This window comes from Haloglomus irregulare (genome assembly GCF_007421925.1).
GTDB classification, from domain to species: domain Archaea; phylum Halobacteriota; class Halobacteria; order Halobacteriales; family Haloarculaceae; genus Haloglomus; species Haloglomus irregulare.
The window spans coordinates 1-17,642 of the sequence record NZ_QMDX01000007.1 but is presented as its reverse complement, the minus strand read 5'-3'; the positions used below and the strand labels follow the sequence as shown (position 1 = coordinate 17,642).

Sequence of the window (17,642 nt, the reverse complement as noted above, 5' to 3'; positions counted from 1 at the left end):
TCGAGATGAGAGCAGATATCTGCGACGACGTATTCGATGGCTTCTGCCGTCGACGAGTCGAGAGGTGGTGTCTCGACGATTACAGCGAGTTCGAGGGCGTCCTCGTATCTGATATGAGGGTGGGCATCGTGAACTGCCTCGGGGTCAAGCCCCGAGGCTTCCCGTGGGTTAGTCCGATACTCCCACTCGACCATCGGCCTGATAGCCTCGAACGGTCGGGTGGGTCACGGTCGGGGCGTCCACGGCCCCCGATGCCTGCCGTCGCACCTTCCGAACAACGGGAAGGCTGTTGAGAGCAGGCACATTCCAATCGAGTTTCTTCACGCCTTTCACGGCAATGTTGACGCTTGCACCACGGTCGCTGTGGTCTTGATGCCCACAGTCTCGGCACTTGAACCGCTTCTTGTTACGGTTCGCACGCTCCGTATGCCCGCACATCGGACACCGCTGGCTGGTGTACTCGGGGTTAATCCACGCAGTCGGAATCCCTCTGAATGACGCCTTGTACGACGTGTAGTACTGGAGCGCACGGAACGGGAGGTGGTGCAAGCGCCGATTCATCCGCGTGCCGTAGTCGATACTGTCGCGCATCTCTTTGAGGTCTTCAAAGACGATACACGGCTTCTCAAACCGTTGACTCCACCCCACGATATGTCGAGACACCTTGTGGAGTCGGTCACAGACGAACCGTTCCTCACGCCCTTCCAGCGTGTTGTGAATGCTGTCTTTCCCCGCGTTCTGAACGCGCTTTCGCATCGTGAAGTAGCGGTGACGCTCGAACTTGATTTCGGGAAAATCGATAACCAACGTGTCCTCGACGCCACCCTCGGAGAGCGCGGTCAACGCTACGTTGTCCTCGTTCACGTCCACACCGACGACCGTTCGTGAGTCCTGCTTGTCTCGGACGGTCTGCTCGGTATTGGTGACGTTGACGTGCAACTCGGCGTTCTCGTTGTGGAACAGGGTTTCTGCCGTCCCAATCTTCCACTCGTCGCTTTCGAGTGCGGTCTGGAGAATGTCGAGGTGGGCTTCACTCCCTTCGAGGACGCCCTTGAGGTGATTGTACGGCTTCGCGCTGATGCGGAACGCCACGTCACCATCGTCGGTGAGTGACAGGTTGTACCCTTCCTCGTAGTTGGCTCGAAGCGGGTACGTGCCATCCTTGGTGTGACTCGGCTGTCCGAAGTCGTCGTACTCGTAGTGGTTCTCCATCGCGCCGAGAGCCTTGGCGACGACGCGCTGTGTCGTGTTTTTCACGAGGTTGGCGTCGTCGGCCACGCGGTCAGGAATTGCATTCCAATTCACACCTTCTTTGGCGAGACGGATGGTCTCGTTGTACACCGAGCGGGCTTCAAGTGTGGCGTCGTACAACAGGCCCTCGTTGCCACTCTGAATGTCGAGTTGGAAGTCCAGAGTCTTGACGAGGGGATTAGTAGTCATTTAATTCGAACGTCAATAAGCCGGCCGATTTCGTGGGTCGGTGAGGCATATTGGACATGAAATCCAGAATCATACGACTTTTCATGGCACTCTAAGGTGCGTTCAACGTTGACCGTAACGGTGGGGAGGCCATCCCATGGCGGCAGAACTTCTTCTTCACGCCCGTTGTTGATTGCTTGTTCTGCTTCCTCTCGCGTCAATTCCTCGTACTCATCAAGCCACCACTGACGGGACGCATTAATGTCCACAACACAGTATTCCGGTTGTTCATCAACCGGCTCTGTGTACACGATGGAGGGGTCGATCCCCACCCGGTCTAATTCGTCCAGCGAGATTTTTGCAAAACACATGAGCGTCTCCCCTTCGTCTTCGATGCTGGCACGCGATATAGTTGCGTTTAGGGTTGCCTTGGGGAGTGTATCGTGGTGGTACGATGACCCGTCATATTTCGACGTGGGAGCACTCATCGACCCATCGAACCGAAGAACAACGTCCTTTCCCTCGGCCTCACAGAGTATCTGAACGATGGAAGCAGTTCGAGCAGACTCGGTTGTCGTACTACTACTCATCATCTCCTCCGTCGGGTTCTGAGGTTCGGACGACTTTCACGTCGGCCCCACGCCAGCGTTTAGGGACGGTGACGTGGGCACTGTTCCCGAACGGTTTGACCTCACCGTCGAGAACTTCCTCGCCGTCTATTTCAAAGCGATTCACCATACTAAAGTATATATTTTGGATATACTCAATTGTATTGGTGTTGAAGGTTCGATATGGGTGAGAAGCGGTCGAACCACACGGTGTACAACGTCAACTACCACTTCGTGTGGTGCCCGAAATACCGCCACGCGATACTCGAACCAATTGAAGATTCGTTGGAAGCGAGTTTCCGCGACGTGTGTGACGAGTACGGCTATGAGATACTGTCGTCGTCCGAAAATCAGAGATTTTCGTGATCACGAGAGACCGCGTCTCTCGAACGACTCCACATCTCACCTGACCACGTACACCTGTTTCTGTCAGCACATCCGAAGCACGCCCCGAGCGAGATTGTGCGAACGGTCAAGAGCATCACGGCACGAGTGATGTGGGAACAGCACGAGTCGCTCTTGGAGGAGTATCTGTGGGGCGGTGGGTTCTGGGAGGAATCGTACTACGTTGGGACGGCAGGCGACGTTTCGACAGACACGATTGAGCAGTATATCGACCGCACGGAACACGTTTAGCAGAGCGTACGGCCTTCACCCTTGGGGTCAAGCCCCGAGGCACTCGGCCTGCTCCGCCTGTAGAGCGGCGCGTCAACGCCCTCAAAGAGGCCGTGGGCGATGCCGGTCGCGTCTTCGGCGTCGTAGGCTTCGGAGACGACTCTGATGAGCATATGCATGATGAATTTGGTCAGGGGTAGAGGGCGAATGCGGTATCGTCGGCGTCGATGCCGAATATCGCGCCAGGAGCGTTTCCTTCGGGATCAGTAAATGGATAGAGGATCGTCCCGGACTCGAGTTCGAGAACGACTGTCGATTGCCAATCGTGGGCTTGCCAGCCTTCGCGTTCAACTTCTTCGTTGGTCATTGCACGGACCTCGACGATGCGCTGTCCGGCGATATTGTCGTCTGTGGTGGATTCCATTTTGAGTGGGCCTCCACCGCGCGGGGGCCCGACAAACGAGCACGAGCATGCGTCTTTAGTTAATACTCTCAGGAATACTGGTGAGAAGTGTTTTCCGGCCAAATAGCGCCGAGCTAGACCGGCTACGGCCAGAAATCACCGTTTGCGACAGACACGTATTGCTCAATCTTGAGAGGGAAAGAGCCTCAGCTTTGGATTTCTCTCTGTGAATACTGAGAGACATAATTTCAAGAAGAATATTACTACTGGACTTAACTAAAGACGCATGCGAGCACGAGTTAGTCCGCCGCGTCCTCGTTCTCGTTTTGGGAGTGCTGCACGGGAATCTCGAATATGATGTGACTCTCCGTATCCGTGGTGAGTTCGTCCACCTCGGTCCAGGTGTACCAGGCTTCTTCGAGGAGATCGGTTCGGTTGGGTGTCTCGGAGATGGCGTAGACCGAGGCGCTAATGCCTTCGGTGGCGAAGCGAATATCGACGGTGAGTTGGTCGGTGTCATCAGGTGAGACACCCATCTGACGGGGTTTGCTATCCGGTACATCGTCACTGCCGCTGTCCTGGTCGTCGAGATCGCCCCGGTAGCGGTGGGGGAGAACGTGGTCGGGGATATCGTTCTGCTCGATCACCGCGTCCTCCCGCTCATCGAGTGTCTCCGTCAGGTCCGTGAGCTTCTCCTCGGCTGTCTCGATTGCGGTCTTCTTCCGGGCGTAGGTCTCATCCATGAAGTGGTACTTCCGGGTGTCGTCGTAGAAACGGATGCCCTCCGACCGCTCCCGTCGCTTGGTCCCCAGTATACCGTAGCCCGCCAGATAGTCAGTCCGATACTCGGCATGGGTGTCACTCACGGTCTGCTCCCGGAGCCGAAAGCGCCCGATTGTTTCAGGCCAGTCGATATCTTCCTGCTCGGCCTGCTGTTCGGCCCGGTCGCGCTCCTCGGCCCGAACCTCCTTGATGTGCGGAACGAGTTCGTCGAGCGCGTCCTGGGCGCTCTCGTGGAACTGCCCGCTCCCGTCCCGCCGGGTCCCCACCGGGTCGACGTACTCGACGTCCCACTTGCCGACGCCGGAGGAGACGTCTTCGCCCCGGAGCCATATTTCGGCCAGATAGCCGTCCGGGTGCTCGACCAGGATCGAGGGCTCCTGCTCGGCGTCCTCATGCGCGTCGACGATCATCCAGGGCTCAGGAACGTCCAGAGACCCGACGATCCCCTCCATAACCGTCTGTTCGGTCACACTCTCGACGCCTTCCAAGTCGTCGGCATCTTCGTCGACATCGGCGCCGGTCTCTCTCTCGGCCGCCGCAAAGGAGACGAGCAGCTCGCGGATTTGGTCGGCCTCGCGCTGACCGACACTGTTCATAATCTGGGTCCAGGCGTCTTCCGGTGGGATGTCCTGGTAGCGTATCAGCGGTTGCGTCACCGCTTCGCCCCCGACCGATTGCGGGACGTCGAGCCCTTCCTCGGTCCCGTGGTCCATCAGATCAGTTGAAAGAGTGATTCGGTCGTCGTAGGTGTCACCGTAGAACTCCCGGAGGTACTCGACGGCGTCGGCCCACTCGTCCCGACCGCCGCTCGAGTCGTCGTCGACCATAGTGTCGGCTCGATCGGCAAGGTTGGCGACCCACCCATCGACCTCGTCAGGACCGATATCGAGCTTCACGGCGCCCCAGTCGGACTCAACGGAGTAGGCCCGGTGCTCAGGGACGGTCGTGTCGTAGGTGACCCAGAGGGCGTGGCCGTCGGAGTTCTCCCAGCGGGCAAGCTCTCCAGTCTCGGGAGCGATCCGATCGTGGCGGCCGTAGCTCTCCTGGAGGTCGTCGTCAAGGCTGATGTCGCCGCCGGTGTGCTCGGTCGCCTGGTCATCGTCGTCGCTGAGGGGGAGACCGTAGCGGGTGATTCCCCGGGACTTCAACAGCGGGATCGTCGACCGGATCGAGCTGGCCGAAGCGTCCCCGATCCCCGGCCACTCCGTCAGGTCGCCCGTGTTGTCCTCGACTTTCAGGACGTGGCTGGCGTCTGACCCCATCTCCATGATTGAGTTGGCGACGTTCCCAGTGACATCGAAAGCTCGGGAAATCGTGGAGGGGTTCCAAGAGCCATCAGCCAGCGCGTCGAGTGCGCTCTCCTGGGTCCCGCCGTCAAGGTACTCCGGGTCCTCAGTCGGCTGGCTGCCGGTGCGATCGGTCTCGTCTTCGATCACCTCGGGAACGAGGGAGGCCTGCTTGCCGGTGTCTTCCGTCGAGTTGCACACGTCGGGTCGGTCGTCGACGAACTCGTCACTCCCGCCTTCGTCGATCCGGCTGTCAGTGTTGGCCGACGCCCGGGCGCTGCTCTCGACGAGCTGATCCTGCTGGGGTCTGTCGTCCTGGAACTCCTCGATTGGGTTCGTCATGTCGTTGTTGCTACTAGCGTCGGTTGGTGGTGGTGAGGACATTCTGTGGGCCTCCGCTGCGCGGGGGCCAGACAAATCGAGTCCTACGCTACACGCGGACACCGACAATTCGGACTGTAACGTAGGGCCCCGGCGACCGTCACGCCCGTTGATCCACGACCTTGTCCCAGAGTCCTTCGTGGTACTCGACGTAGTCGCGCTCAGTCTGAGTTCGATACGCGAGGGTACGACCGTCTTCGTAGGTGACGACAATGGCCTGTTCGATGGGGTAGGGTCCGTCCTCGTCCTCGTAGTCGACGAGTTCGGCCCACTCATCGGGTGACCCGAGCGGATCGGGGTCGCTGAGGTCACCACCGTTGGCAGCCCAGATCGGGTCGTCTGGTTCTTTGACGGCGTGCCCGAGGCGTTCGATTGGCGTCGTGCCCTCGGCGGGCCATACTCCACGTTCTTCCCAGAATGCTCGTATCTCGCGGAGGCTTCGACGGACGGTTTCGCGGATGGTGAGGAAGTCAGCGTCTTGCCACCCCTCACGTGACCATGATTCACCCTTGTAGGCGATACCCTGCGGGCCGTTCCAATCGAGACCGATAATATTTTGCCTTGTTGAACGCAAGATGGCGACGGGATAGGGTCGATTGTTTGTAGTCTCAAGCTGTCAGAGGCGCGTTCTTACGATCAGAAGATGCAGTAGCTGTTACTGACGGCGGTTGTCGAAGGGTCAAAACTATAGTATCTTGTTTCGTTGTGTCACTGACGACGGCGATGCCTCTCCCGGATACGTCCGGAGAAAGGGAGCAGGCGGCGAGGCCTAACTCGCCGCCTGCGTCAGGTTATGTACGATGCACTTCCGCGTCAGCTCCCGGAACTGGCCGTGCCAGCTCCGGGAGCGCAGCTTCTCGCCGTCGTCTTCCTTTAATTGCGAGAAGCCGGTTTCACTCATCCAGCGCTGGTTGTAGTCCTCGTTCATTCGGGCGTTGTGCGCCTTCTGCAACGGGGTCTGTTCTCTGTGTTTGATCAACGGTCGCGTTGATTCGGAGCGACACTCCTCGCGGAGGTCGCTCCATGAGTAATTCGCGTCGGCAGACAGAATCCGCAGGTCTTCCGCGTTCCGGCGGAAGACCTGCATCCCAATATGGCCGTCCCACGCCTTCTGCGTCGTGAAATGAACGTCTTTGATCGCTAGTGAGTTCACATCGATCAAGATCGTGGTCTTCATCGACTGGAGCGAGTAGTTCGCGCGATCACGGTAGTGGTAGCTGGTTTGATCGCGCTGGAAGCCACTCGCGTCAATCGCGGCTTCGCCACTCCAGCCCGCCTGCTCCGCGCTTCGGCGGAGCAGGCGGCGGAGTTCACACATCCGGTACTCGTTTTCCCACCGACAAAACGAACTGTAGTGCGGTGCCTCGTCGAGGTCAAACACGGCGAGAATGCCGGGCATCTCGTTGAGGTAATCTTCCGTCTCTCGGAAGCTCTTTTCCAATTCGACACGGAACAGAATCAACGCGATCTGAGTCCATTGGGCGTACCCGTCCGCGCCATCCGGCGCGGCGGGTACATCTGGATCGTCAACATGCTGTTTGGCAAGGTTTCGACACATCCATGCAAGCCGTCTGAGCGATGCCATATCGCCAGACGGCGTCCATTTCCCACTTAATCTGATGGAATATCGGCGATGAAGCGGCTGAGACTGTCGTTAATCGGTGCTAAAACGGGGCAACAGCAGTTCGTCTTTGTTAGAATAGTGGTGGTATATTGAGGCCTTTTCAATTCCGGCCTCCTCAGCGATAGCTGCCATTGATAAGCCCTCATATCCTCTCTCCTGAAGCACACTGAGTGCTGCTCGAAGGATTCGCTCGCGGGTTCCCTCGACTTCAGCGAAGATGTCGCTTTTCTTCATATACTGATCCCCCGTTGGCAAGAGATATAATTCGCAAGGGCTAAATCTTACCGAATGGTTGGTAGGCACGTGTCAGGGAATTCCTCCTACGTCTCGAAAGGAGTTCTCGTCGTGATTGTCGTAGCCATGCTTATTGGCGCATCAGCGCCGGTGGCAGCCGATACGCTTGTTAATGGAAATCCCGATATTACGGTGACGGCGCCTGAACCAGAGGTGGAAGCGACTTCCTCGCAGTCAATCCGTGTTCGTCTGACCAACGATGGTGAGGTAGATCTTGGTGGACGGGCCAACTTTGAGCGGGAAGTAACGACAGCAAAGAATGTCCGGGTCCGGATTTTAGGGGAGCGAATCGACGGACCGATCGATATTAAGTCGGGGACGCAGACCATTGGGACATTCCCCGACGGTGAGTCTATTCCAATAGAATTCCGAGCGGAAGTCGGTGACGCAGAACCAGGGACATACCGTATTCCAGTCCGTGTTGAATACAGCTACACTCGGTCTGTGTCGTACGGACCGTTCGAGCGCCCAGACCGGCAGAGTAGCAGTAGTGACGAAATCCAGTATATCACTCTCCGCGTCGAAGACAAACCACAGTTTGCGATTACCTCCAGAACGGACCCACGAACTGTTGCCGATGATAACGGGAACCTGGAATTCACAACGGACCCACAGATTGTTGCCGGTGATAACGGGGAGATAGAATTCACTCTCCAAAATCGAGGAACCCGTGAGGCGACAGATGTCCGCCTGCAGTTCTCTTCCTCGGCAGCTGGAGTGTTCTTTGGACAACCATCTAACCCAGCTGCACAGACATCACGGACTACTACCTCACTTGCTCCGGGTGAACAGCGGGAATTCAGCGTCAGTGTCGGGGCTACTGAGGGTGTCTCGCCAGGTACCTATCCAATATCGATTGTGACTGAGTATGAAAACTCGAATGGTATCACAGAGCAGGCCAACCCACTACGGACAAGTCTGACAGTTGAATCCGACCGGACATTTTCTCTGAGGAATGTGACAACAGACAACTTCCGAGTTGATGAACCCGAGGCCAGAATCCGAGCGACATTAACCAACGGAGGCCCGGGTACTGCAGAGGGCGTGGTGGTGCGGATTGCTGAACAACAGCAATTGCCGGTTTCGACCGTTAGCGGCGAAGCTGCTGTCGGAAGCCTTGAGCCAGGGGAGTCAGCACTGGTAGAATTCACGGTCGCGATCCCTGATGAGGCGGAGGCTGGCTCAATCTCCGTTCCGTTCGGCATCGAATACGAGAACAATGATGGTGATGTGCTACAACCAACATCACCGCTGCGCCAGCGGCTCAGTGTTGGCGAAGAGCAAGACCGGTTCCAAGTCATCGAGACGAACACGTCAGTCACGCCCGGTGGCAGTGCACAGTTAGATGTGCGGTTGCGATACACGGGAACAGACCCAGTCAAGAACGCGAATGCAAAGGTGTTCATGAGCGACCCACTGTCGTCGTCAGATGACGGCGCATATCTCGGAACGCTTGAGCCCGGCGAGACGACGACCGCCACCTTCCGGGTGAGTGCTGCAGGGTCTGCCCTCCCGAAGCAGTATAGTTCGGCAGTGGAAGTTCGATACGAGGAGCCAGATGGTGACACTCGGTTTACCGGCTCACTGAGTATCGGTGTGCCGGTCCGAGCGTCCGACGGAGGAGACATTCCGCTCCTGTCCATCGGTGCAATCGCGGCTATTGCCATCGTTGGCGGTGCTGTATTCACCTACACTCGACGATAGCTATGGGACTGCTTCGTACAGCTTTCGCTGAGGTTGGCCGTCTGATCCAGGCGCACCCCGTTTTGACGCTGCTCTGTGCGCTTGTGCTGATCGGGGCAGCCACCGGTGGAGCATCACAGATTGAGAGTGTGACTGGGGACCGGGCATTCGTCGGAGAGAACCCCACACTCGATGCATTCAGTGAGCGGTTCGACCGGGGAACAGTAGCAACCCTCGTTCGGGGTGATGTCACTGACCCGGCGACAATGCGAGCCATTGCCCGGTACGACCGGCGGATGTCAGACGTCGAGAACGTCGAGCGGGTCGTGAGTCCTGCAGACCGGGTGCAGGAAGAGTACGGTCGTATTCCGGCGTCTCAAGCGAAAATCGAACAGGTGATAGGCGCTTCCGACTCCGAGCTCGTGACGATTGTTCTGGAGCCGGACCTTACACAACAACAGTCCCGGCCGGTCTACACGAAAGCCGTCGATGCGAAACAGTGGGTTGCGTTTCCGAGTGGCGTCTCAGTGACAATCACAGGGTCTGCGGCGTTCTCGTCACAGCTCTCACAGCTCATCCAACAGAGTACGCAACAACTGCTCGGGTTGGCGGTGGGGCTGATGATAATCGCACTGTTTTTCTTATTTAGAGGCGTCAAGCTTCGGCTCCTCCCGATTGTCGCGGTGTTTACTGGCGTCATTTGGACCTTCGGTGCAATCGGATACGCCGGCATCCCCAACTCGACACTGACCAGTGCTGTGTTTCCGATTCTTATCGGGCTTGGAATCGACTATTCCGTTCAGTTCCACGAGCGATTTGAGGAAGAACTTGAACGTCACCCCCCACGTGAGGCGCTGCCTCTGGCTCTCGGTGGTGTCGGGCCTCCGGTGTTTATTGCTATGTGTGCTGCTGCCCTGGGCTTTGGAGCGACGTGGATTTCAACAGTCGGAACACCAGCGTTCGTCTGGTTCGCACAGACCTCTATCTTCGGGGTTCTATTGACGTTCTTAGCAGGATTGCTTGTCTTGTTCCCACTGCTGACACTCTGGGTACGCGTCCGTGGGTGGGAGCCTGCATCACAACACACTGAGACACCAGCTGACTCGCAGGCGTCTCCGGATTCCGGCCAGATGCAGAACGAGTCGACTGAGATTGGAATGCTCGGGCGGACACTTGGCCGGACCAGTCGTACACTCGCTGCACACCCGTTTCTTGTACTGGGGATTGCAGCGCTGCTCATGAGTGGTGGGTTCTACGCGAGTTCTGACCTGACCACGCTCGCAGACACAGAAGAGTTCATTCCTCAAGACCTCCCCGCATACGTTGATCTCCAGCAGTTCCGGTCCGCCTCTGGTGGTGGCGAAAGTGTCCAGTTCGATGTTCTCGTTCGAGGCTCAGAGTTGCGGAATCCAGAGACGTTACGCTGGATGGAACGATTCCGCACCACGGCCGAAGGCAAGCCATCAATAACTGGTGTGGAGACACCAGCGACGCTAATAAAATCGTACAATGGCGGGTCGCTCCCACAGACCGAGCGGGGTGTTGAGCGCACGTTGGCGCGCATACCCGAAGCACAAAAAACGCGGTACTACCAAGATGGATATGCCCACATTCGTGTTATTGGCGCTCAAAACATGAATACGGAGCAGCAGCTCTCGTTCTTCGAGAACGTGGAAACATTACTCACACTGACAAACTCGCCGTCAGGGGTCGACGCGGAGTTGACTGGCCAGGCAGCGGTGTCAACGCCATCGACTGTCACGCAAATCGAGGACCGAAACGTCACAACGGCACTCGGATTCATCTTCGTCTTTGGAGCGTTACTTCTCTACTACCGGAACCTCCTCCGCGCGGTAGCTCCGCTCATCCCGATGCTGTTCGTGGTGGGCTGGCAGAATCTCTACATGCTCGTGTTCTCGATTCCTGTGTCCCCGCTGGGGGCCTCGCTTGGGGCACTCTCTGTCGGTATCGGTGCCGAGTACACGGTCATCGTGATGGAGCGATACTTCGAGGAGACAGGCCAGCAGGGGGTGTCACGCCTCGATGCAATTGAAACCGCTGGGGCCAGAGTCGGAAAGGCAATTACCGTTTCAGGGTTAACGACCGTGTTCGGGTTCTCTGCTCTCACGCTCTCGCCGTTCCCGATCCTTGCTGATTTCGGGTCACTAACCGTTGGAGTAATTTTCCTCACGCTCGTTGCGGCGCTGGCGACACTCCCACCGACCCTAATAGTTCTGGGCCGCCTCTCGGATACAGTTTGGGCCCTTTGGCACCGTCGTTCACAACCCTCCGCAGAACGAGTGAGCAAATCCGATGATTGACACAGTCCTCATTCCAGTCGATGGCTCCGACCAATCAGTTGAAGCCGTTCGCTATACCGATGCTGTGTTTCCCGAGGCGGATATTGTGCTGCTTACAGTGATTGACCCGGTGTCGGGGTTCGCGGCATATGATGGCAACACCAGCGGAAACTGGGAAGTACAAGCTCGAAACCAGGCCAAGGACCTTCTCACAACACACTGTAATCGCCTCTCCGACCCCGGCAGCACCGATACACGGGTAACTGTTGGCAGCCCGAGTGAGCAAATCACCGGAATTGCAGACGCTGTTGACGCTGATCAGATTGTGATGGGCAGTCACGGTCGAAGCGGGGTTCAGCGATTACTTGTCGGCAGTGTCGCCGAGCAGGTGATGCGGAGTACCTCAATCCCTGTTACTATCGTTCGCTGAGCAATATTATATTTCCCCTAATAAATTTGATACGACCCCCCTGTAGACTCTCAGACTGAACCTGTTCGCTCCGATTTGAATCGACTCAGCCGGTCGCGTGGATCTGACAGGCGGGCGCGCGGAAGCCGGCCGCCGTCGCCACTGAAGCCATGCGCCCACCGAATGAACGGGCGGGTGTCCACCCAATTTCGCCCCGCGACTGGGGGGAACACCCGACAGTAGCGAAGCCGTGAGATAGCGCCCCCAGTGCCACAGAGACAAAAGAGGGCCGTCTGCCCTATCCATGACGCGGGGGCGCGAGGAGTCAGCCGTCGTCGCTCCGGAACCACCGCGCCCACCGGACGAAGAACGGGGCATCGGCGGCCCGCTCGCGATCTTCGACGCGCTCGGCGAGGATGTCGACCTTCCCCTCGACCTGCGAGCGGCGAGCGAGCTGCTCCTCGAGTTGGTCGATGCGATCGGCGCGGCTGTCGAGCCGTTCCCGGAGCTCCTCGACCTCGGCCTCCAGGTCGTCAACGCGCTCGTACGCCTGGACGAGGTTGTCGGGGACGGTGATGCTGAATCGGGGCACGGTGTAGGTGTGGTGCGTGGTGGTGCATCGGCGAGCGTCGGCGGTGCGCGCTCGTACCGGACAGCAGCACCACCGATGGTCCTGTGCATCAGGGTACACCGCGGACGCATCACTCCCCGTCAGACGTACGCCACGCGTCGGACGCAGCGGCCTGGAGCCGGTCGGTATCGCGCGATGTGGTTTACAGCCTGTTACAGCCTGTACGTACAGGGTCCTTCTACAGCCTGTACGAATAGCCTGTTACTCCCCTGTAGAACAGCGAACGACGACACTTAGCGCGCCGAGACTCACAACCTGTACAGTTCACTCCGCTCCTCGAAGGACCGCTGGACCGTCCGGCACAATGTGTCCAGTTCCGTGGCGGCCTGGCGCTGCGAGAGATCGCCGCGAGCGACACGATCGAGACCCTCGACGACGCGCTGGTAGTCCCCGGCCTCGACGAGTTGGCCGTTGGCTTTCTCGAACTCGAGCGGCGCCGGGCCGTGGTGATACTCTTCGTTCTCCTGGCGAGCGGCGATGCCCTCGCTGATGTTCTGCCGTTTGATCTTCGCCTCCAGTTTGGCGAACACGCCGAGCAGTTGGAACAGCGCGGTCTGATATGGGTTCTCGTCGTCGGGCTGGACGACCAGGCCCTCGCTGACGATGTGGAGCTCGGTGCCGGCGTCACGGCCCCGGTCGACGGTCCGGGAGAGATCCCGGATGGAGCGAGCGACCCGCGAGCCCTCGTACACGACGAGGGCATCGTAGTGGCCGGCCTCGACGTCCTCGAGGAGGACTTGGAAGCCGAGGGCGTCCGGCCCATCGGGGGCGGTGAGTCGAACGCCGACGAGAACGCCCTGGTCCACGTTCTCGGACCGGACGACGACGTGAATATGATTTAGCTTCGAGGGTTCACCTTCTCTGAGAGCCGCTCGAAGTCGTCGAGGGTGTGGTCGAATATCTCGGCGATATCTTCGTCTTTGTGCGTTGGGAGCGACTGATACCAGGCGAGCCCACTGCCGTGGTCGGGTGAGAAGAACTCAATCGCCACGTACCGGTCCGAGAACTCCATCCAGATTTTCATGATATCGCCCGAGTGCTGTATCGCTCCGCCGCCGGTCGCGACCGACCGCGGGCGGTGGTCGGGCACCCACACCTCCTCGACGTCGTCCTTCGCGAGCAGCGGGGCGAGTTCCTCATCGTGAAGCGGTCTCTCTGGCAACGACTCCATCCGCTTGTTCGGGCTCATGGTGGTGGTGAGGATGGGATAAACAAAGGCTTGAGGGGACTCTACTGCCCTTTGGCGTAGCAGTTAGTACTAAGCCGCCGTGCCCCCGTCAGTCTGGGTGGGCTCCTGGCCTGCCGCGCGCGTTCCTACGCTATTCCGGCGCGCCTGGTGTAAGCCTCAGCCGCGCATGGCGTCGCCGATGCGGGCCTCGGTGGGTTCGGCGAGGTAGGGTTCGATGGCGGAGTAGTCGCTCCAGCCGCCGATGGCCATCATGGTGCGGACGTCGACTTGGCGTTCGACGAGGTGATGGGTGGCCCACGAGCGCCGGAGGTCGTGGCTGGACACAGCGCGCCAGCGGTCGGCCTGCGGGTCGGCTTCGGCGACGTGCGCGGCGGCTTCGCGGACCCAGCGCCGAATCGAGGAGGTCGAGGCCTGGACCCAGGCCTCGCTAGTGGCGCGGTCGCGCTCGCGAGCGAACCGGCGGACGTTGGCCTCGACGGGGTCGGGCATCCAGGCGTCGCGGACGGTCGGGTCGCCGCCTTTGGTGTTCTTGCCTCGGACCTCAAGCAGCCAGCCGTCGGCGTCGTCGCTGTACCGGAGCTCGGCGTCGCCGGGATAGGCCACCTCCGAGGCCCGGAGGCCGCAACGAGCCATCAACTGGATGGCGAGTTCGCGCTCCCAGTCGTTGCGAGCGGCGGCCTCTGCGAGTCGGCTGATCTCGTCGGTGTCGAGCCAGCATTTCGTGATGTCGCCGGAGTCGTCGACGCGGACCATGCACGGATGTACAAGACAACGCGACTAGAAGGCACCGGCATGACCGGCGATTACACGTCGATAGCGGGGGGCTTTGTGGTGGTTGTGGCCGGGTTGACCCACAACCCGATTACTCTGGGGGCGCCCGGCAGCGGGTTTAATTCAATCTCATGCGGTCTGAGTTCGTAGTTAGTAGCTTGACTGACCGCGAGTTGTGTGCTCAACCAGTCGGCAAATACATGTAGCCCGAGTATCGCCTCGGAAGTCCGCCGTCATAGCCTGTCGTGTCACGTATTCCGCCAACGAGTAACTGGTGTAATCCGGCCCACCAGTTACCACTACTACGGAGTGAACGTGTGCTCAGCAAGAATTGAATTCGACGGCGTGTGCACAATAGTTATTTCAAGCGTGTCAGCATCAACACCTGGATCTGGCGATTCATCAAAATTAGCAGCGTCGCCATTCAGGCTAAATTGAATTGTGTCGCCTGCACTCCACGTATTATCATCATCCACTACAATCACCTGGTCGCCTTCATATGCCTGACCGAATGCAGGCCCGACCTGGTTGATCAAATTTATATTATCCTCCTTTTTTACATTTTTGTCGGCAAGTGTTCGGTCAAAAGAGCCATCACCAGGGAGGTCAACTAATCGCGCTTCTGTGTTTACATCTGGACCAGATATGCGGATAATGATTTCTACGTTTGAGATATCAACATCATCGCCAGCAACGTGTGTAATCCGAACAACCTGCTCATCAACATCTGAACCAACAACAAACTCACCAGTTGTATCCGCGACGTTCGGCGCAGGCTCGCGGAGATCCGCTGCAACACCAAAGGAAGGCACAGAAATTACTGCGGCTAAAATAACGACAATTGCGACCAGAAGAATAGTCGAAATAACAGGTGTGACAGCACGATCCTGCCGACTCATGCTTATGTTTATCCGCTACTGAGTAATACAATCACTGGTTTGCTCGTGCTGACTTGATCCTCTGTATCGGTCACGCTCATACTGTCAGGTACCGAGACAATAGGGAGAATCGCCCGTCTCTCCGGACACGAGTTGTCCTCCAAAACGGTCACGTCTATAGTAATCTCCAGAAGTATCTGCACACGTCCCTCCCCGCATCTCCGAGAACCGACGACACGAACCCGTTTTCGGCAGGCTGCTCTGCAAACACTTCCGGATTCTACTATAGTGTCCCCTGTATTTTTATCTCGATTGAAATGTCGTGGATTTGGGGCCAGCCCCCCGAGATGTGCAGAACGGGGGATTCTGTTTAGGAGAATAGGGATTAATGTGAAGTTCCCCCTGTAAGACGTGTTACCATGGCCAGAAAAACGGTATATCTCGTAAAAACTGGGAAGGCATACTGCTACCATACTAATAGGAACTGTCAAAAAATACAGCGCCGGGGGGGCAGAATTGAATCGTACTCAATCAATATACAGCAAGGTGATGTGCCCGAGGTCGTAAGCGAGCGGCGTCCCTGCTCGAAATGCAGTTAGTTGATGTGTTGGTCAAGACCGCCGAGCGTTTACCGATGTTTACCTTTTATTTCAACCCGCACCCGGGGGGTGGTGTAGAGGGTAAACGCTCGGCAAGCGTTCGCCGATGTTCGCCCTTTATTTCACCCCGCACCCGGGAGGTGGCGCAGAGGGCGAACGCTCGGCCGGTGTTCGGTCCCGTTCGGAGGACTGCCCCGCCGTATGACGCCCTCGAAGCCGGGTCGGGCCGCCCCGAACCCCCACCCTCACGTCCCCGAACCGGCGGTTTAGCCGGTCTCTGACGTAGAAACCGGCGTCTCGGCGCTCCCATGGGATTGTTCTCTATAGACGGAGAGGCGACTGCACGCTGTCGCCCCGACGGTCGCCACCGGAGCCGCCAACAGCGCGCGCGGGTGAGCCGACCGCGCAGGGGCTCCCCGAGGCTGAAACCTCGCCCGCTCTCCGTCCAGCTCTCTCCCGATTGCTTAGGAGGGAGGCGGCAAGCCCGGAACCGTATTGAGTTCGCGCGTCGCCGCCGGGCGAAGCCGAACCGTCTGCTTGCCGGTCGTGACCGTCTCCGGCGGGGCCAGCGACTGGAACAGGCGGCCGAGCCCAGCCAGATACGACTCCGGGCGCGCTTCGCGCAGGTGGCAGTCGTAGCCGTGGGCCGGGTCGGCCGCGGTCCCTCGAACGGTGACGTAGGTTCGGGCCCATCGGAGCTGCGTTGACGCGCCGACCGTCTCAAGCCACCCCGGGAGCGCGAGGGCCGGTTGCTCGGCTTTCTGTCCGAGCGGCGCCCCCATGACAGCGTGCAGAAAGCGGCCCAGATGGCTCGCGTGTGCGGCTGGCCGCAACTCGGTGGCCCGGTCGTCGGTGTCGGCCCGGTGGCACTGAGCCCCCGTTCCGACGGCCTGCAGGGCGCTCTCGGCGAGGCTTCGTGGGTCGTCGTCGCCGACGGCAAACAGAGGGACGAACTGCGCTGCGCCGAGGCTGCCCCCCGCGAACAGCCACGCCGTCAGCACGCTCAGAGCCTCGAACGTCCGCTCGCCCGGCCGGGTGTCCAGCCAGTCGTTGGCTTCAGCCGTCTGGATCGCATGGACCGGGTCGGGTTTCGCGCCACTGAACCATGGCCGGATGCGGCTCCGGGGCAGGTCGAGGGCGGTGGCGACGGCTTGGGACCCAGCCTCGGGGTGGTCGCCCCGGTATTCCAGCACGCGCTGGTACTGTTGGACGCGGGCCCAGCCCGTGCGGCCATCGATCGTAGCGTAGGTGTTGGCGAGGGCTTCGGCTCGGGTGGGGCGGTCGGAGAGCATAGTCAGGGCTAATCAGCGTCAAAAAAGAGCAAGTGGGCAGCTGTTCTATGCGTCCGGTCCCTCGAACTTGCCGAGCGTGGCCGAGCTGTCGCTCCCACGCTGGAAGACGACGCGAACCGTCGCCTCGGAGAGGTCAAGCTCTGCGGTACCGGATCCGAGACTGTAAGGGTTTCCAGAACTGTCTTTGAAGAACGTAAGATCGACAGTTTCACTCGAGCCAGCTGAAATATCACCACTCGTTCCAAAGAGACTTGTTCCGCCGTAGTTAGCATCGCTAACGCTGCCGCCGTCAGTCGCTGCCCCGTTCACGGATGCATTCAAACTATAGTAAACTTTAGAAGTAATTACTCACTTTGGGAAGAGACAGTTCCTCGAGAGCAGTGTCGATCGCCGTTGTTAGCTCGTCGAGTGAGTCGAAAAAGCGGTTGCTGAGAGCCGCTTGCAGTTGTCTCCAGCACTCCTCGACAGGATTCAACT

18 protein-coding genes and 3 pseudogenes are annotated in these 17,642 nt (G+C 58.8%); 4 read left to right on the top strand and 17 right to left on the bottom strand.

Features of this window, described 5'->3' with window-relative positions:
• The 4 genes and pseudogenes from DP107_RS20785 to DP107_RS11705 form a co-directional block, all read right to left on the bottom strand.
• Window positions 1–194: pseudogene (locus DP107_RS20785) on the bottom strand (hypothetical protein); the annotation flags it as partial.
• Window positions 169–1,440 (bottom strand): RNA-guided endonuclease InsQ/TnpB family protein, encoded by a 1,272-nt coding sequence (locus tag DP107_RS11715; RefSeq protein ID WP_144262349.1) that lies wholly within the window; start codon window positions 1,438–1,440, stop codon window positions 169–171. The gene DP107_RS11715 and the pseudogene DP107_RS20785, both read right to left, overlap by 26 nt.
• Complete coding sequence (locus tag DP107_RS11710) at window positions 1,437–2,009, bottom strand: hypothetical protein (protein ID WP_144262348.1); 573 nt, start codon at window positions 2,007–2,009, stop codon at window positions 1,437–1,439. The genes DP107_RS11715 and DP107_RS11710 overlap by 4 nt, the downstream gene beginning before the upstream one ends.
• Complete coding sequence (locus tag DP107_RS11705) at window positions 2,002–2,157, bottom strand: DUF2080 family transposase-associated protein (protein WP_144262347.1); 156 nt, start codon at window positions 2,155–2,157, stop codon at window positions 2,002–2,004. The genes DP107_RS11710 and DP107_RS11705 overlap by 8 nt, the downstream gene beginning before the upstream one ends.
• A 53-nt stretch (window positions 2,158–2,210) precedes the next feature.
• Between DP107_RS11705 and tnpA the strand changes: the two are divergent.
• A pseudogene (tnpA, locus tag DP107_RS11700) lies at window positions 2,211–2,663 on the top strand (IS200/IS605 family transposase).
• On the opposite strand, the gene DP107_RS20085 reads toward tnpA, so the two are convergent.
• The 6 genes from DP107_RS20085 to DP107_RS11680 form a co-directional block, all read right to left on the bottom strand.
• Window positions 2,660–2,821, bottom strand: a complete 162-nt coding sequence (locus tag DP107_RS20085) for a hypothetical protein (protein ID WP_185977281.1) — start codon at window positions 2,819–2,821, stop codon at window positions 2,660–2,662. The pseudogene tnpA and the gene DP107_RS20085 sit on opposite strands and share 4 nt — an antisense overlap.
• A gap of 11 nt (window positions 2,822–2,832) precedes the next feature.
• Window positions 2,833–3,066 carry a hypothetical protein gene (locus DP107_RS11695; protein WP_144262346.1) on the bottom strand — a complete coding sequence of 78 codons (234 nt, stop codon included), beginning with the start codon at window positions 3,064–3,066 and terminating at the stop codon, window positions 2,833–2,835.
• A 278-nt stretch (window positions 3,067–3,344) separates the two neighbouring features.
• Window positions 3,345–5,564, bottom strand: coding sequence for a hypothetical protein (locus DP107_RS11690; protein WP_238330866.1), 2,220 nt, complete (start codon window positions 5,562–5,564; stop codon window positions 3,345–3,347).
• Window positions 5,565–5,595: 31 nt separating this feature from the next.
• The gene (locus DP107_RS20080) at window positions 5,596–6,069 is read right to left on the bottom strand and encodes a DUF6610 family protein (RefSeq protein ID WP_185977279.1); all 474 of its coding nucleotides are present in this window, start codon (window positions 6,067–6,069) and stop codon (window positions 5,596–5,598) included.
• Window positions 6,070–6,264: 195 nt separating this feature from the next.
• Complete coding sequence (locus tag DP107_RS11685) at window positions 6,265–7,080, bottom strand: IS5 family transposase (RefSeq protein WP_144262344.1); 816 nt, start codon at window positions 7,078–7,080, stop codon at window positions 6,265–6,267.
• A 69-nt stretch (window positions 7,081–7,149) separates the two neighbouring features.
• Window positions 7,150–7,353 carry a TetR/AcrR family transcriptional regulator gene (locus DP107_RS11680; RefSeq protein WP_144262343.1) on the bottom strand — a complete coding sequence of 68 codons (204 nt, stop codon included), beginning with the start codon at window positions 7,351–7,353 and terminating at the stop codon, window positions 7,150–7,152.
• A gap of 69 nt (window positions 7,354–7,422) precedes the next feature.
• On the opposite strand from DP107_RS11680, the gene DP107_RS11675 reads away from it, so the two are divergent.
• The 3 genes from DP107_RS11675 to DP107_RS11665 are packed head-to-tail and all read left to right on the top strand — an operon-like array spanning window position 7,423 to window position 11,826.
• Window positions 7,423–9,117 (top strand): COG1361 S-layer family protein, encoded by a 1,695-nt coding sequence (locus tag DP107_RS11675; protein WP_238330865.1) that lies wholly within the window; start codon window positions 7,423–7,425, stop codon window positions 9,115–9,117.
• Between the two features lie 2 nt (window positions 9,118–9,119).
• Window positions 9,120–11,417, top strand: a complete 2,298-nt coding sequence (locus tag DP107_RS11670; RefSeq protein WP_144262341.1) for an efflux RND transporter permease subunit — start codon at window positions 9,120–9,122, stop codon at window positions 11,415–11,417.
• Window positions 11,410–11,826, top strand: coding sequence for a universal stress protein (locus DP107_RS11665; protein ID WP_144262340.1), 417 nt, complete (start codon window positions 11,410–11,412; stop codon window positions 11,824–11,826). Before DP107_RS11670 ends, DP107_RS11665 begins: the two co-directional genes overlap by 8 nt.
• A 304-nt stretch (window positions 11,827–12,130) precedes the next feature.
• Here the strand turns inward: DP107_RS11665 and DP107_RS11660 are convergent, their stop codons facing one another.
• The 7 genes and pseudogenes from DP107_RS11660 to DP107_RS11625 form a co-directional block, all read right to left on the bottom strand.
• Window positions 12,131–12,397, bottom strand: coding sequence for a hypothetical protein (locus tag DP107_RS11660; protein ID WP_144262339.1), 267 nt, complete (start codon window positions 12,395–12,397; stop codon window positions 12,131–12,133).
• A 287-nt stretch (window positions 12,398–12,684) separates the two neighbouring features.
• On the bottom strand, window positions 12,685–13,242 hold the full coding sequence (locus DP107_RS11655) for a recombinase family protein (protein WP_185977278.1): 558 nt from the start codon (window positions 13,240–13,242) through the stop codon (window positions 12,685–12,687).
• 32 nt (window positions 13,243–13,274) lie between these two features.
• Window positions 13,275–13,625 carry a hypothetical protein gene (locus DP107_RS11650; protein WP_144262337.1) on the bottom strand — a complete coding sequence of 117 codons (351 nt, stop codon included), beginning with the start codon at window positions 13,623–13,625 and terminating at the stop codon, window positions 13,275–13,277.
• Between the two features lie 156 nt (window positions 13,626–13,781).
• Window positions 13,782–14,378: a site-specific integrase gene (locus DP107_RS11645; RefSeq protein WP_144262336.1), complete on the bottom strand. Its 597-nt coding sequence runs from the start codon at window positions 14,376–14,378 to the stop codon at window positions 13,782–13,784.
• A gap of 320 nt (window positions 14,379–14,698) precedes the next feature.
• A complete protein-coding gene (locus tag DP107_RS11640; protein ID WP_144262335.1) occupies window positions 14,699–15,295 on the bottom strand; it encodes a type IV pilin in 597 nt (198 codons plus the stop codon).
• A 1,042-nt stretch (window positions 15,296–16,337) separates the two neighbouring features.
• Window positions 16,338–17,165, bottom strand: coding sequence for a hypothetical protein (locus DP107_RS11635; RefSeq protein ID WP_144262334.1), 828 nt, complete (start codon window positions 17,163–17,165; stop codon window positions 16,338–16,340).
• Window positions 17,166–17,499: 334 nt separating this feature from the next.
• Window positions 17,500–17,642: pseudogene (locus DP107_RS11625) on the bottom strand (IS630 family transposase); the annotation flags it as partial.